9 protein-coding genes and 3 pseudogenes are annotated in these 15,137 nt (G+C 47.0%); all 12 read right to left on the reverse strand.

The window, feature by feature from the left end:
• Positions 1 to 8: 8 nt before the first annotated feature.
• The 12 genes and pseudogenes from NSQ38_RS01385 to NSQ38_RS01440 all read right to left on the reverse strand — a co-directional run bounded on the left by NSQ38_RS01385 (position 9) and on the right by NSQ38_RS01440 (position 15,125).
• Positions 9 to 848: a carbohydrate ABC transporter permease gene (locus tag NSQ38_RS01385; RefSeq protein WP_338590729.1), complete on the reverse strand. Its 840-nt coding sequence runs from the start codon at positions 846 to 848 to the stop codon at positions 9 to 11.
• Positions 849 to 850: 2 nt separating this feature from the next.
• Positions 851 to 1,752, reverse strand: a pseudogene (locus tag NSQ38_RS01390) (sugar ABC transporter permease).
• 137 nt (positions 1,753 to 1,889) lie between these two features.
• Positions 1,890 to 3,173, reverse strand: a complete 1,284-nt coding sequence (locus NSQ38_RS01395) for a sugar ABC transporter substrate-binding protein (protein ID WP_338590726.1) — start codon at positions 3,171 to 3,173, stop codon at positions 1,890 to 1,892.
• Positions 3,174 to 3,394: 221 nt separating this feature from the next.
• Positions 3,395 to 4,947, reverse strand: a pseudogene (locus tag NSQ38_RS01400) (response regulator).
• A complete protein-coding gene (locus NSQ38_RS01405; protein ID WP_338590722.1) occupies positions 4,922 to 6,709 on the reverse strand; it encodes a histidine kinase in 1,788 nt (595 codons plus the stop codon). The pseudogene NSQ38_RS01400 and the gene NSQ38_RS01405 overlap by 26 nt, the downstream one beginning before the upstream one ends.
• A gap of 269 nt (positions 6,710 to 6,978) precedes the next feature.
• Positions 6,979 to 9,327, reverse strand: a complete 2,349-nt coding sequence (locus tag NSQ38_RS01410; protein WP_339786469.1) for an InlB B-repeat-containing protein — start codon at positions 9,325 to 9,327, stop codon at positions 6,979 to 6,981.
• A gap of 71 nt (positions 9,328 to 9,398) precedes the next feature.
• Positions 9,399 to 10,376 (reverse strand): annotated as a pseudogene (locus tag NSQ38_RS01415) (InlB B-repeat-containing protein); the annotation flags it as partial.
• Between the two features lie 266 nt (positions 10,377 to 10,642).
• Positions 10,643 to 11,965 carry a stalk domain-containing protein gene (locus tag NSQ38_RS01420; protein ID WP_339786472.1) on the reverse strand — a complete coding sequence of 441 codons (1,323 nt, stop codon included), beginning with the start codon at positions 11,963 to 11,965 and terminating at the stop codon, positions 10,643 to 10,645.
• 393 nt (positions 11,966 to 12,358) lie between these two features.
• Positions 12,359 to 12,649 carry a hypothetical protein gene (locus NSQ38_RS01425; RefSeq protein WP_338590718.1) on the reverse strand — a complete coding sequence of 97 codons (291 nt, stop codon included), beginning with the start codon at positions 12,647 to 12,649 and terminating at the stop codon, positions 12,359 to 12,361.
• 24 nt (positions 12,650 to 12,673) lie between these two features.
• The gene (locus NSQ38_RS01430; protein WP_036614103.1) at positions 12,674 to 13,546 is read right to left on the reverse strand and encodes an inositol monophosphatase family protein; all 873 of its coding nucleotides are present in this window, start codon (positions 13,544 to 13,546) and stop codon (positions 12,674 to 12,676) included.
• Positions 13,547 to 13,644: 98 nt separating this feature from the next.
• Positions 13,645 to 14,646 (reverse strand): UV DNA damage repair endonuclease UvsE, encoded by a 1,002-nt coding sequence (gene uvsE, locus NSQ38_RS01435; RefSeq protein WP_339786474.1) that lies wholly within the window; start codon positions 14,644 to 14,646, stop codon positions 13,645 to 13,647.
• A 155-nt stretch (positions 14,647 to 14,801) separates the two neighbouring features.
• A complete protein-coding gene (locus NSQ38_RS01440) occupies positions 14,802 to 15,125 on the reverse strand; it encodes a hypothetical protein (RefSeq protein WP_338590712.1) in 324 nt (107 codons plus the stop codon).
• Positions 15,126 to 15,137: the final 12 nt, after the last annotated feature.

Raw genomic sequence — 15,137 nt, forward strand, 5'->3', positions numbered from 1 at the left:
AGTCTGGCTTATCCTTTCAATCCGCTGGTGCTCATCCCTTGAACAATTTGTTTTTGGAAGATGAAGAACACAGCTACAACCGGAACCAGACTGACGATGGACATGGCGAACATTGCACCCCAGTTGGAAGCAGATTCGCTATCCAGGAACATTTTCAGCGCCATGGATACGGTATATTTTTCAGGCGAGTTCAGGTACAATACCGGACCGAGCAGATCCTCCCATCTCCAGTAGAAGGAGAAAATCGCTGCAGTCGCCAGAGAAGACTTGATCAGAGGCATAATGATCTGAATATACAGCCTGAATTTGTTACATCCGTCGATGGTTGCAGCCTCATCCAGCTCCTTCGGAATCGTTCGAATGAACTGTACCATCAGGAAAATGAAGAACGGCATTCCGAAGAATGTAGGTACAACAATTGGAAGAATTGTATTCAGCCAACCCAGCTTCGTGAAGATGATGTACTGAGGAACCAATACCACGTCATGTGGCAACATCAGTGTTAACATCATCAAGGAGAACCAGAACGTACGTCCCTTGAAATTCAGTCTGGCAAAACCGAAAGCGATCAGCGATGACGATATTACAGCACCGATGGTGGAAATAACCACAATTACCAGTGAGTTGGTGATGTAATCCATAAACGGTCTTCCAGCTGTGCCTTTCCAGCCATCCACATAGTTGCTCCAGATCCACTCCGCAGGAAACAGGGTATCCGCTGTGACGAAAATCGTACGGCTTTCCTTGAATGAACTGAATAGCATCCATAGGACGGGATAGAGCATCAGGAGGGCAAGAGCTGCAACGAACAGGTGATAAATGGGCCATTTCACATTTCTCCAAACCATCGTTACTTCCCTCCTTCAGATTCGTAGAACACCCAGTACTTGGATGTCAGGAATACAGCTACCGTGAGTATACCGATCATGATGAGCATGACCCAGGCCATTGCCGAAGCATAACCCATGTTATTAAACATAAACGCCTGACGGAACAGATACAGGGAGTACAACATCGTACCGTCCATTGGACCACCTTCGCCTTTGGAGATAATATAGGCAGGTACAAACGTCATGAATGCTCCAATCGTCTGCATAATCATATTGAACAGGACGATCGGGCTAAGGAGCGGCAAGGTAATGCTGAAAAATTTCCGAATAGGATTTGCACCATCTACACCTGCTGCCTCGTACATCTCAGTGGGGATATTTTTGAGGCCAGCCAGGAAGATCAGCATGGACGAACCGAACTGCCACACAGACAGTGAGATAAGCATAACGAGGACGCATTCGGGTCACCAAACCAGCTGATAGGCCCGATCCCAATTGCCGTTAGAGCACTGTTGATAACACCTTCATTACTGAAGAGGTTACGCCACATGATGGATACAGCCACACTACCACCGATAATGGATGGCAGGTAATACAGCGTCCGGTACGTTCCAATCATACGAGAGCCAGTGTTCAGGACCATCGCTACGAAGAGGGCAAAGATCAACCTTAACGGTACCCCAATGAATACATACAGAAACGTCACTTTGACCGAGTTCCAATATTTCGGGTCATCAAAAAACATTTTGGTGTAGTTATCGAGCCCAATCCACCGCGGAGAAGTGAACAAGTTATAACTCGTAAACGACATATATAAGGACACAAACATGGGGATCAGTGTGAAGCCCAGGAATCCAATAATAAACGGGCTTATGAACGCATATCCGGTTAAGTTTCTACGTAACGACGAATACTGCCTCAATGGAACGAACCTCCTTCATGGATCAGCTTGCCCTCATCCTTGCTTCGGTCATCTGGACGGGGAAAGGCCCTCGCATTCGCGAGTAGCCCCATTCCCGACCATCCCTGAAGTGGGACGAGCAAGCCATCATTCAACTGTTATTTATTGTTCGCAAGTACAGATTCGGCGTTCTTGCGGAATGTTTCTGCTGCCTGTTCAGGTGTAATTTTGCCAAAGTTCAACTCTTCAACCACATCTGCCAGAGCAGAAATTACTTCCGGTGAACCAACCGGTGGCGGAGAACTCATTGGTGAAGCTTTTGGCTCCATGGCTGCTACGAATTCAAAGACCTGTTTCGTTGCGTCACTCAGCTCAGGTGCGATAGCTTCTTTGATTGCTCCTGAAATTGGCACACCGCGCTCACCTTTGATCAGTTTGTTGGCTTCCACGTCATTCACCCAGAAATCAATGAACTTAGCCGCTTCTTCCTTCACTTTGGAGTTGGACGTTACACCCCAATACATACTTGGTTGCATATATAGTCCTTTTTCCATATCCGGTCCTGGCATTGGAGCGATTTCGAGTGGACGGTTCGCTACCTGTTGCAAGGCTACGAACTGGTTGGACCATTGCCATACGCCGATTCCTTTTTCCTTCACCAGATCCGATTCCTCAATAATGCCTTTGGTTTGGTTGGCTACATCCGGTGTAGGTGCTGCGCCCTGCTCAATCATGCGGCGCATAAGTCCGAAGAATTCCACAAACAATTGGTCATCATCATAACCAAGACCAGTTCCTTCTGCATTGTAGAGGGAATGTCCTTTGGTACGCAGGAAGTAGTGGAAGAAAATATCCGGAGCTATCCCTCCATCCAAATACAGACCTTTCTCTGCGGTTTGTTTACCCAGTGCTTCGTATGATTCCCAAGTCATATTGTCAGGGATTGCATCCACGCCTGCTTTTTTAAGCAATGCCGGATCATATTGGAAGCCCAGAACGTTTACACCGGCAGGTACACCATATTGTTTACCGTTAATTACACCTGTGCTAATAACGTTCTCGGACACATCGTCCACTTTGATCTGGTTGCCCAGATAAGGTGCTAGGTCCTCAAGCTGACCATTCTGTGCATATTGGCTGATGTAGGAAATATCCATCTGAACGATGTCAGGCAACTGATTTGCAGCTGCTTGTGGTGCTAGCTTTTTCCAGTAGTCATCAAATGAAGCATATTCCACGTCGATTTTGACATTCGGGTTTTTCGATTTGTACAGGTCGATGACCTTCTGTGTATATTCATGCCTTGCATCCGAGCCCCACCAAGCGATCCGCAGGGTAACTGAGTCATCTCCAGATGCTCCTTCAGTTCCTCCACCTGAGCTACATGCCGCTGTAAACACGAGCAAAGCAGCCATCATTAGGAATATTGCCTTTTTCACCATGCCAATCTCCCCTTTTATGTTGATATGGTTGTATGAAAGAGTTATCTTCTCGTTTCTGATAACGCTTTCACAAACTTGTTAATGTCATTTTCGCAAATGTACGACCAGAGTTGAATACACAAAACCGTCTTGTTGGTTCAAAAAACAGAGGAGGACAACAGTCCCCCTCTCGGCGCTGTTCGTCCTCCCCAGACAAGAATCACATGATTGGTAGCCCATTGTTATATGCCGATCCTGCGGAATTCCGTAGGTGTCATCCCCGTCCATTTTTTGAACACCTGACTGAAATACTGTGAATTACCGCCGAATCCGAATAATTCCGCAAGCTCGAATACCTTCACATCCCCGCCTCTGCGAATATGATCACATGCTCGTTCAATGCGCAGACGATTCACGTAGTTGGAGAAATTCTCTCCCGTGACTTTTTGAAAATTTTACCGAGGTAATCCGGATTCATATATAACATCTGATGGGCGACTCCATTGAGTGAAAGATCTGCCTCTCCATAATGACGATCCACGATGTCCATCATCTTCTCCACGGCTGAAGACTGGCGACTTATATGATTTTTATAATAACCAGAGGTTAACCGGGCTGCACTGCTCGCTACAAAAGACTTCAAAGCAGATAACGTGTCCATATGGGGCAACTCTGCCATACGTTGAGTAAATTCTGTTGCCTCTTCAGGCGGACAGACATGAATCATCGCCGAGTACAGCTGCACTACATACGAACGTGTCACCTCAATCTCCAACTGCTGACCCGATAATAGATCGAAAAGACGATCCACCTCTGCGGCTGTTTCCTCGCTATTGCCCGATTTGATCAACTGACACAACTGCTCGGCATCCTGTTCTACATGCAACCCGTCGCATTCTCCGGCCAGAACCAGATCATTCTTCGTAATCAACTTGCCTTCACCAATAAAGAAGCGATGATTCAAATATTGTAATGCCTCACGGAATAATCGCCGAGATTGGATCATTCGATCTGCTTCGCTCAGTGCAGCGGTCACTTCCAATTTATATAGTCTGGTAAATGCAGCCCGAACTTCTTCAATATTCTCGTTCAGTCCAGCCGGATCAGCTGAATCTGCAAGCAGGATCAAGAGTCTACCTTCAATGGTTGTACTTAACAGTACATGTGGGAGCAGATCACTGGCGATATTTTTGATGGCAAATAAATGACTGTAATCATGTTCATCTGCAATTCGGAACAGCAGTAACCGAACTTCTGTATCTTCAAGTTCCAGATCAAACAGCTCCTGGTAATATTCCAGATCAACCGGCCCATAGGTTCGGTTCGTCATGAACTCCAGCAAAAATTGTTCCTTTACATGGGGAAGGACCCGTTGCAAACGCTGTTTCATCTCACCAGCGACATGCTCCTTCACCTGCGCATCCTGATGTTCCTGCAACAGTTCAGTTAACGCATCATGGATCTGATTCTCGTTGCAAGGCTTGAGCAAATAATGCTTCACACCATACTGCATCGCTCTACGGGCGTATTCGAACTCTTTATAACCAGATAACATAATGAACCGTACTCCCGGGTATGCTTCGGATGCTTTCTCTATGAGTCCCAGACCATCCAGACCCGGCATGGAAATATCCGTAATGATAATATCGGGTTTCGACTGCCCGATTTTGTCCAGCGCTTCAATCCCATTCCGCGCCGTACCCACTAATTCCGTACCTGCTGCGGCCCAATCGACCACTTGGGATATTCCCTCCAGAATGACACGTTCATCATCTACGAGCATCACTTTGTACATCGTCATCGTCCTCTCTAATCCAAGGTATGCTGATCGATACTACAGTTCCTGATCCGGGCTTGCTGCTCATCACCATTCTGCCTTCTTCGCCAAAGGTCAGCCTGATTCGTTCCTGGATGTTAGATAACCCAATGCCCTGTCCTCTTGTCTGTATGCGTCCTTCTTGTAATTGTTCGAGGAATTCCGGTGTCATCCCTGGACCATCGTCCTCGACTTCAATAATGACTTGTTCTCCCTCTGCTCTCGCCCTTATTCGAATTCGGCAAGGATCAATGCTTGGTTCGAGTGCATAGTGTATGGCGTTCTCTACCAGCGGTTGCAATGTTAACTTGGGAATTCGTGCTGATCCCACCTCAGGTGCAATCTCCATATCAAAATCCAGTCTCTCTTCAAAACGGGTGCGTTGAATTGTAACGTAGCTGCGGACAATGTCCAGCTCTCTTTCCAGCGTGATCCACTTCTCCGTCATATTCACAGAGCTGCGCAGCAGGAATCCAAGCGCCTCAACCATTTCCGAGATCTGACGTTGTTTCTGTACTTTGGCCATCCAGTTAATGGATTCAAGCGTGTTGTATAGGAAATGAGGATTAATCTGTGCTTGAAGCGCTTTCAACTCAGTTTCACGAATCACCAGTTGCTTCGCATAATTCTCATCAATTAATTCACGAATCCGCTGAAGCATCATCTTGAATGTACGATGCAGCAGCCCAACCTCATTCTGTGGAGACATCGGAACGTTACCTAAGGCAGCTTCCTCCAATTTATCCAGATCACCTTTTTCGATATTACGCATCTTTTTGATCAGCTGCGCAATCGGATGGGTAATACTGCGGGAGAACTTTGCTCCAATTATGAGTGCCCCCAGAAAAATCATGATAAAAATAACCGTGACCAACTGTTTAACAAACTGAATTTTTTTAAACATCTGGTCAAAAGGAGTGGTGTACAGGTACGTCCAGTCTGTGTAGGAAGAATTGGCACGGGCCACAAAGTGTCTCCCCTGCTCAAACATGGCAATTCCATAGGGTTGGGTACGCTTCAGTTCCGATTCAATCTCAGCTTCACTTACCGAAGATTCGGTTGGATAGATTACTTCTTTTCCATCCGAAATCAATAACTGTGAGTCCTCTGCGGGTTCCTGCATCTGATCCTGTACGATTCGGTCCAGACGCACTCGGATAATTAGAGTCCCGAGCTTATCCAGTGTAAATGCGCCCCCAGTAAAAGATTTCACCTGTCGTACAGATAAAAGCCTGGCTTGTTTATCCCCGCTAGTGTGCCAGACATTGGAGCCTGTATATTGATCTCCCAGCGATACCAGTTCCCTTTGCTTCGACTCCGAAATCCCTTCCCGGTTCCCTGCAGCCATGACGTTATTATCATTATCGATAAATAGCATGGAATAGACGTATTTCTCAGAACCCGCATAAGCAACCAATCGGTTGGTAATTTTCTTGCGCAGACCATTTCTCTCATATCCCGTCTCGGCCTTTTCAAGTTGAAGCAAATATTGTTGAAGCGGCTCGTCTGACATCACCTTGAAGGAGAGATTGGAAACTTCACGTAGTTGATTCTCAATACCTACCGAGGACATATTGAGGACCTGCGAGGATTTCTCATAGATCTGACGGTCATAGATACTGAACACATATCGGAGTACGGACGCATAAAACGTAAAGCTGATTAACATCAAGAGTCCGATGAGAAGAATCGTTTTGTGATGAATCGGTAGTGTTGTGAAAGCGTTCTTAATTTTGTTCATCCTAAGCGCTCCTTTGGCTTGCGAGGGGTGCCTGTCATGCTATAGGTTAGTGGTTTTATTGTAAGTTATTTTCATATTTACACATCCATTGGTCATCTGACAAGATATATTTATGCAACATTTTAGGTCATTAGAGAAGGTATACATGTGTAAATGTATCTTGAGAAAGCAAAAAGCAGCCTACTCATTCAAAGAGCAGACTGCTTTTTGCTTTCTCAATTAAACCTGGATTTTATTTTTTCACAAGTAATCATTAACCTGTATAATCATTAATTGATTAGTTGAGCAAAGCGCATAAGTCTCATTAACATCACCGTACTCTGTGCTCGCGTTGCATTCTCCTGAGGCGCGAAGGTTCCCCCGTTCATTCCCTTAACGATCCCTGTCTCTACCAGTCGAGCTACGGCGTCAGAAGACCAGTTCAAGATATTTGATGCATCTGTAAATGAAGGAGTGGTACCTGTCAGTTGGTCATTAGGAATCTTCATCAAATTCAATGCCCTATCCAGCATCGTAGCCATCTGTTCCCGAGTAATCTGACCATCCGGGTGGAATGACCCATCTGCGAAACCATTAACCAACCCCTTACTTCCTGCCGTTATGAGTGCATTGGCATACCATTGTTCCGAATCCACATCATTAAAAGCGGAAGGCAATTCGGTTTTTACGCTACCTCCGGATAATCCCATGGCACGTACAAGCATGGCTGTGAATTCAGCACGAGTAATCGGTTGTTCAGGTGCAAAGCTTCCATCAGGCCGCCCATCAACAATCAGCTTGTTGGCCATCTGCTGAATGTCTTCGCCAGCCCAGTGTTGCTGCACATCGTTGAATACCTTATTCATACTAATAATCGTATACTCACCGCCCTGAGTAGACAATATCTCAGCTTGTGTGGCGGTAAAAACAGCAGGTACGAAATGAAGTTGCCCATTCGCATCAATTCTAACGACTGTGATCTGGTCTGGATTAAACCCAGCAGGGATCACGATAGACTTATGCAAGTAATCGTTCGAACCATCCTCTGTATCTTGCCCATTGATATCAACAGACAACGTGACTGGTTGTTTCAATACGACTCGTGCATCCATCGTTTGTGCCACACGTTCTACACGTGCCTGCGCCTCTTTGGAACCTTCCACGATGGAAATGGTCAACGCAGAGTCTGACTGCCGATCAGCCAGACTATTTAATGGAATAGATACACTATTACCATTCACTGTTATCTGGAGTTTAGCATTGGCATCAGCTTTAACCTTTACCTGTAACGGCTGCATGGGAATCTCCAGCTTGACCGCTGTCCCTAATCCGTCGATGACTATCTTTGCTTCCGAAGCGTTAGTATTCATCACATTCGTTAATCCTTGAGCCGTTAAGATCAACCGAACGACAGGCTGACCATTAGCTAACGTTTCATCTACTCTGCGTGTGGATACTGCCTGACCGTTAATTAGCACGGTGGATTGACTCTGTTGCCCATTGGAAGGGACAACCACCGGTACAGAAGGTGCTGATGGAACAGAAGGTGAAGGAGTCGGTGGCTGTGGCGTAATTTTGACTGTCCAGTGTGCGTACAGCGTTACATCCCCCTCCACCACATCACTTGCAAAGTTCCATTTGAAGGTTGGATCTGTTGCATCCGTGTACCACCCTGCAAAGGTATAGCCTTCTCGCGTTGGGGCCGGGTTTGGCTCACTCGCTTTCGCTCCGTACGCCACTGTCTCTGTGGTCGCGGTTCCCGCTCCGCTGTAGTTCGCGTCATACGTCACGGTGGAATTGTTCACCGTCCAATGTGCGTACAACGTCACATTGCCCGCCACCGTATTACTCGAAAAGTTCCACTGGGTTGCTGGATCTGTTGCATCCGTGTACCACCCTGCAAAGGTATAGCCTTCTCGCGTTGGGGCTGGGTTTGGCTCACTCGCTTTCGCTCCGTACGCCACTGTCTCTGTGGTCGCGGTTCCAGCTCCGCTGTAGTTCGCATCATACGTTACGGTGTAATTGTTCACCTTCCAGTGTGCAAACAACGCCATATTTCGCGCCACCGTATTACTCCCAAAGTTCCATTTGGTGGTTGGATCTGTCTGATCTGTGTACCACCCTGCAAAGGTATAGCCTTCTCGCGTTGGGGCCGGGTTTGGCTCACTCGCTTTCGCTCCGTACGCAACTGACTCTGTGGTCGCGGTTCCCGCTCCGCTGTAATTCGCATCATACGTTACGGTGTAATTGTTCACCGTCCAATGTGCGTACAACGTCACATTGCCCGCCACCGTATTACTGGAAAAGTTCCACTGGGTTGCTGGATCTGTCGCATCCGTGTACCACCCTGCAAAGGTATAGCCTTCTCGCGTTGGGGCTGGGTTTGGCTCACTCGCTTTCGCTCCGTACGCCACTGTCTCTGTGGTCGCGGTTCCCGCTCCGCTGTAGTTCGCGTCATACGTTACGGTGGAATTGTTCACCGTCCAATGTGCGTACAACGTCACATTGCCCGCCACCGTATTACTGGAAAAGTTCCACTGGGTTGCTGGATCTGTCGCATCCGTGTACCACCCTGCAAAGGTATAGCCTTCTCGCGTTGGGGCTGGGTTTGGCTCACTCGCTTTCGCTCCGTACGCCACTGTCTCTGTGTCGCGGTTCCAGCTCCGCTGTAGTTCGCATCATACGTTACGGTGTAATTGTTCACCTTCCAGTGTGCAAACAACGCCATATTTCGCGCCACCGTATTACTCCCAAAGTTCCATTTGGTGGTTGGATCTGTCTGATCTGTGTACCATCCTACAAAGGTATGACCTGGTCGCGTTGGGCTTGGGTTCGGTTCTTGAGCGAGTCCACCATCCCTCACGATATTTTTCGAAAAAACGTTACCCTGTCCATCCATAAAATTGACCCTGTATGCCACCTCAATAGTAACCGGCTTGGATGTATTCATTTTGAACTCACTGCCCAATTTTGGGATATAATCTGCTGTAAATGTATGCACACCGAGTCCTAGAGTAGAAGAGTCTAATGAATACTCCGCTTTGCCGTCAGCAAGTTCTACCTGTGTCAACGTTGAGCCGCTTGATTTAAACACGATATCCCCGTCCAAATCCTCTATGGGACTCCTCATGTTTACAATCAAGTTAACCGTTTCATTCATCCCAACCTTACTATCAGTAACGCTGAGATCCACTCCGGGAGTATAGGTAATTTCTTTTAGCTGGTCAAAAGTCACTTGTACGATTTGGTTACCTTGCCCTTTTAAGGTAACTCGCTCACTACTGCCACCCACTGTGATTTCTTTAATATAGCGAGCGCCTGAGAAGATTTTATGATTAATCAAGGCCCCTTTTTGGTTATACACTGCAACATAAAATACAAAGTTATTATCTTTATCGCTGTATATCCAATAAGTGAGGTCGCCCCATTTAATTACTGGACAACTTGGTGAACTTGCTTCGGTAGTAGGATCTGAACAAACGACCTTCGCTACATCAGGTTTTACCAGTTGGTTGCCTTCTGTTTCTGGACGCATTTCAACTGAAGGTACACCTTCAAACACCATTTGTCCCGCCGCATGTATGGGCAGAACTGGCCAAGTAAAACACAGTAGAATGAATGCCATCATGCTTAGCATCAATTTCTTAATAACGCGCATGTTTCTCCTCTTCTCTCGTAAATTTTTCATGTAACCCCATCAAATATGTCTAAACTATGATTTTTACACAATAATAAGGCTTTTCCTCCTCTTATACTAGCTACATTATAGGATCGCTCTGAACAACTTCTGAACAAAAAGGACAACCCGTTGAGTCAGCCAGTGAAACATCCGATATCCTTTTTGCCCTCTCATCTTCACGGGCCATTTTACTCGATAATTTTCAGAAAGATGCAAAAAAGACAACCTGCTTTATAAAAAAGCAGATTGTCCTTCATTCCATTCATATTCGTATATTACGGGTTAACAAAAACAGTTTTCAGCTTCGCTACATACTGCACATCAAAGCCAAGACCTTCAGCCACCATGGCAAGTGGTACATATGTTTTGGACTCTTTGCCTACCTTATTCAGGAATGCAGGTGTATCCACGGTAACCGATGCTCCATTTACCTTCACAGCATTGGCACCAATCTTCACAGCAACCTTTCGGTCTCCATATGTAATGGTTGCGGTTGAAGTTTTGTTATCCCACACCGTAGTAGCACCTACAGCGTTTACGATGTCTTGAATCGCCACAAAGTTTTTGCCGTTACGGATAATCGGTTTGTACGGTGTATTTAATGTTTTGCCACTCACGATAATATTCATTGGTTCACCTGTGGCAGGTGCAGTCAGCTTGGTGTAATCTCCCCAGATCGTTTTGGCAAATACTTCGGCAATGGCCGCATATCCAAATTGATTTGGGTGGAAATCACGATCTTTGATCATATGTGTCATCGTGCCTTCACCACCAACAAACTCCTTGGCGACGTGTGCGACTTTGACATCGGTACCCTGAGCAGTAAATTGTGCTGCAATGCCATCAATAGTCTGTGTGAAGCCTTGCGATGCCTCCATCAGTTTGGCATAGAGTGCCTTGCCTGCTACTTCTGGCATCGGTTGATACTGGTCGGCGATGACAATTTTAGCTGTCGGGTTAATTTCATGGATATCATTAATCGCTGCACTAACATTAGCTGTATATGTTGCGAGTAATTCTTTTACCTTCGCTTGCAGTTCCTGATCACTCAGTTTGTCTGCTGTACCGAGAAGCTCAGATACATCATTTCCCCCAATGGTAATTGCAACCAGATTGGCCTGTGCTACACTCTCACGGATTGCAGCAGTATTGGCTCCGATCTGTCCCGCTCTTGGATCAGGAAGACTTGGTTGAATGGCTTCAGAAGTCAGTGTTTTGCCATCCTTAATTGCGGTAGTGAAGTTTTTCAGGCCACTGGTTTTCAATCCGGCAATCCCGTAGTTGTCCACCTGTGTACGTCCATGCAGCAAACCCTGCTCATGCAAACGTTCTACATAACCATAAGGCAATTCTTTTGTGTTGGGCTCATAACCTACCGTTATGGAATCTCCCAATGTGACGATGCGGAACTCCTTGGTTACGGCTACTGCATCTTTCTTCGCAGTCAGCGAAGTCTCGTTTGTACCTGCTGGCAATACACCGGTTTTGGTGTCAGCCGCGTGTGCAGGCAATGCAGATGATGTGAAGAGCAGCATTCCTGCCAACATGCTTACCGTTAAACCGGCAGCAGTATTTTCCCATATACGTTTACGCTTCATTCAGGTAACACTCCTTTTCGCGAATCTATAATAATTTCACACTAAATGTACGTGTTCAAAAAGGGCGGTTTTCAGTACCGAGAAGATGGGATGAAGCTAGAAATGGAGTAGCGGAGCGTAGGGAAAACTACGTGAGCAACGGACATTTCGGCTGAATTCCATATTCGATGCTGATGATGCCTCATAGGCATCCTTGGTAATCAAAAGCGGACTTTTTGAACTACCTCCCTAATATATAGTACATCGGTCATTCCAATGATATAAGTCGTGTTACTCTATTCTATCATTTTAAAGTAGGCGTTGTCCTCTCTGCTGAGAGCACACATGAAATAACAGGCTCCCTAAAGGGGGGCCTGTTACTGGATAAGCTCAGCTATGACGTTCAGTGATTAGTTAAGATTGCGGCTTATTCGAGTCTTCAGCAATCGAATGACCTTTGTCGCTCTCCGGTTTGTTCCCGGTAGCTCGTTCCAGATACCGATCATAACGATCGTCCACTTCGCGTGCCATCTTCCGGTACTTTAACGTTTCCTCGACAATTGGATCACGTTCCGTCTGGATTCGCACTTCATACTTGGGAGGAATCAGCTGGCGTTCACGCTGATCGGTGTCGCCGGACTCTTCCATGTCCCCTTCCGTCAGCATATCACTGAGCCGTCGTTCCAGTTCTTTGGATTCATCCATTGTTTTCGCTCCTTATAATGAATTTCATTCCAAGCCGGTTGCTTTCGCTTCCTTCAGCACATCCGTCAGTGCATCATGGATTTTGCCATTGCTGGCCACGACATGATTCACAGACAGTTGATAAGGTGTTCCGATGGTATCCGTCACCTTGCCACCTGATTCTTCAACAAGCAGCGCACCTGCGGCAATATCCCACGGTTTCAATCCAACTTCGGTATAGGCGCTGAGACGTCCTGCTGCAACATATGCCAGATGGAGGGCGGCAGATCCGCCTGCACGCAAGTTACGAACTTGCGGAGCAAGAGCCTGCACAGCTGCCATATTCAGTGGCAACGCAAAGGTTGTGTCTGCCGGGAATCCAACCGCAATCAGGCTTTGAGCCAATTCCTGTTCACCAGATACCAGCATCCGGTTTCCATGAACGTAAGCCCCTTTCCCTTTTTCCGCAACAAACATTTCATCACGGGAAGGGTCGTAGATCACGCCGACAATGACTTCACCATTGTGAGCCAATGCGATGGACACCGAATAAAACGGGAATCCGTGTACAAAGTTCGTCGTTCCATCCACAGGATCAACAATCCACAGGAACTCTTCTTCCTCTGCTTCTTTCAGTGCTTTTGCCGAAGCTTCAGGTCCCGGTTCGACACCTTCTTCACCCAGAATGGCATGGTGGGGAAAATGCGTAAGAATCAGGCGGCGGATCATCTGCTCCGCTCCTTTATCCACTTCGGTCACCAGATCTTGGGGTGAATATTTGGTGCCAAGTTCAGCTACCGTCCCAAGACGGCTTTTGATCCATTCGCCAGCTTTGGAAGCTGCATTAATGGCAACGGCAGTATAGCTTTTGCTTGTCACGACATAAGGTGTCTTTTCCTTCTCATTCAAAGCGTTCACTCTACTTTCTATATCAATCTACGAAAAGTTGAAATACTTGTTAAAAGTATACGCCCCACAGGTCGTAAAGTTTCTCGTTGCCCAGGCCCCTTTTGGCACTACGGATGAATGATGACGGTAGACTCGTCCACCCACTCCACGCCCTCTTCGTGATAGAATGCCAGCTTCTGCATCAGTTGCACAAGAGCCTCATCCTTGCGTTTAGCCTCAATCATCACGTCAAGCCTAGGGGTGTCTGCTGCGATATGACGCAAGAAGTCGAGCACAGGCTCTACCTCTACACCATCAGCATGACCTCGCAGATCCTTCTCACTCTTCGGACTGGAGACGTGAATTTTGGGTGGCAATGGCTGATCAGCCGGTGAATCTGCCTGAGCAAGCGGCGACTGCCAAGTCTTTAGAATATCAGGCCACAGATCCCATGCCTGTTCTCCTTCGTTGTTCACCCACTGGTGATGGATATCCAGTACCATGGGCAATCCCAAGTGCTGGCACACGGCTAGTGTCTCAGGCGCATTGAACGTTTTGTCATCATTTTCGAGTGTGAGCCGCTCCTGGATGTCCCGATCCAGCTTCAAAAAGTTTTCTTCAAAACGAAGCGCCGCCGAAGGCTTGTCCCCGTATGCACCACCAATATGTATATTGTTCTTGGCAGTGGCATTCAGCCCCATGGCATCCAGCATCCGAACATGATGACGAAGGTCGCGAATCGAGTTGTGCAGAACTTGCTCGCGTGGGGTACTAAGTACGGTAAAATGATCCGGATGAAAGGACACACGCATACGATTTTCCTTCACAAAATCACCAATGGCCGCAAAGTCCTGCTTCAGTGCCGGGAACGGGTCCCAGTCATTCAGGTCCTCGTGTGTTGCCAGTGGAATCAATTTGGAAGAGAAGCGATATACATGAATATGGCTACCCTTGTTGTGCCTGAGCAAACGTAATGTATTGTGCAGGTTCTCGGCTGCAATCCGTTCGAGCTTGCGGATCGCTGCTTCCCTGTCATCGATTTTGTTAAAACTCGACATGGTCATGGTCCGGGAAGGCGAGGCGTTCTCTATAAGCACGGACATTGCCACGTAACCAAAGCGTACGAGCATGAATCTCTTCCTCTCTATTAGGGCGGAAAACCCGCACGGCATATTCAGCCGTCAGGATGTACCGTCACTGTATATAACCAAGTTTTACCCTAAAAGAGTGACCATAATCGTATTCTGGCAAATCAGTCCTTCCGACTCGCACTTACAGTCAACAACTACTCCTGTGCTTGCTCTCCAAAGAACATCTCATCCGCAAGGGCAGTCTGGATGCGTGATTCTTCCTCAGTCAATTTGCGGACGAGTAGCATCTCCACCTCGGTTACCTCTTGCCCCTGGAAGTTGATCTCTGCAATGGAAACCACGATCTTGACGATGGCTACAGCCACGTTATCCGGTGTGTATGCAATCACTTTCTGGCCGGTAGGAAATACCCGGAAACCCTGTTTGACCATTTTGCCGCGTCCGTATTCAAGCAGTTCGAACAGCTCCTGCTCATTCTTGAACTTGCATACGGAATTGAATTCAGTCTGAAATCCCATGCATATCCCTCC

This window comes from Paenibacillus sp. FSL R7-0313 (genome assembly GCF_037969885.1).
In the GTDB taxonomy this organism is placed as follows: domain Bacteria; phylum Bacillota; class Bacilli; order Paenibacillales; family Paenibacillaceae; genus Paenibacillus.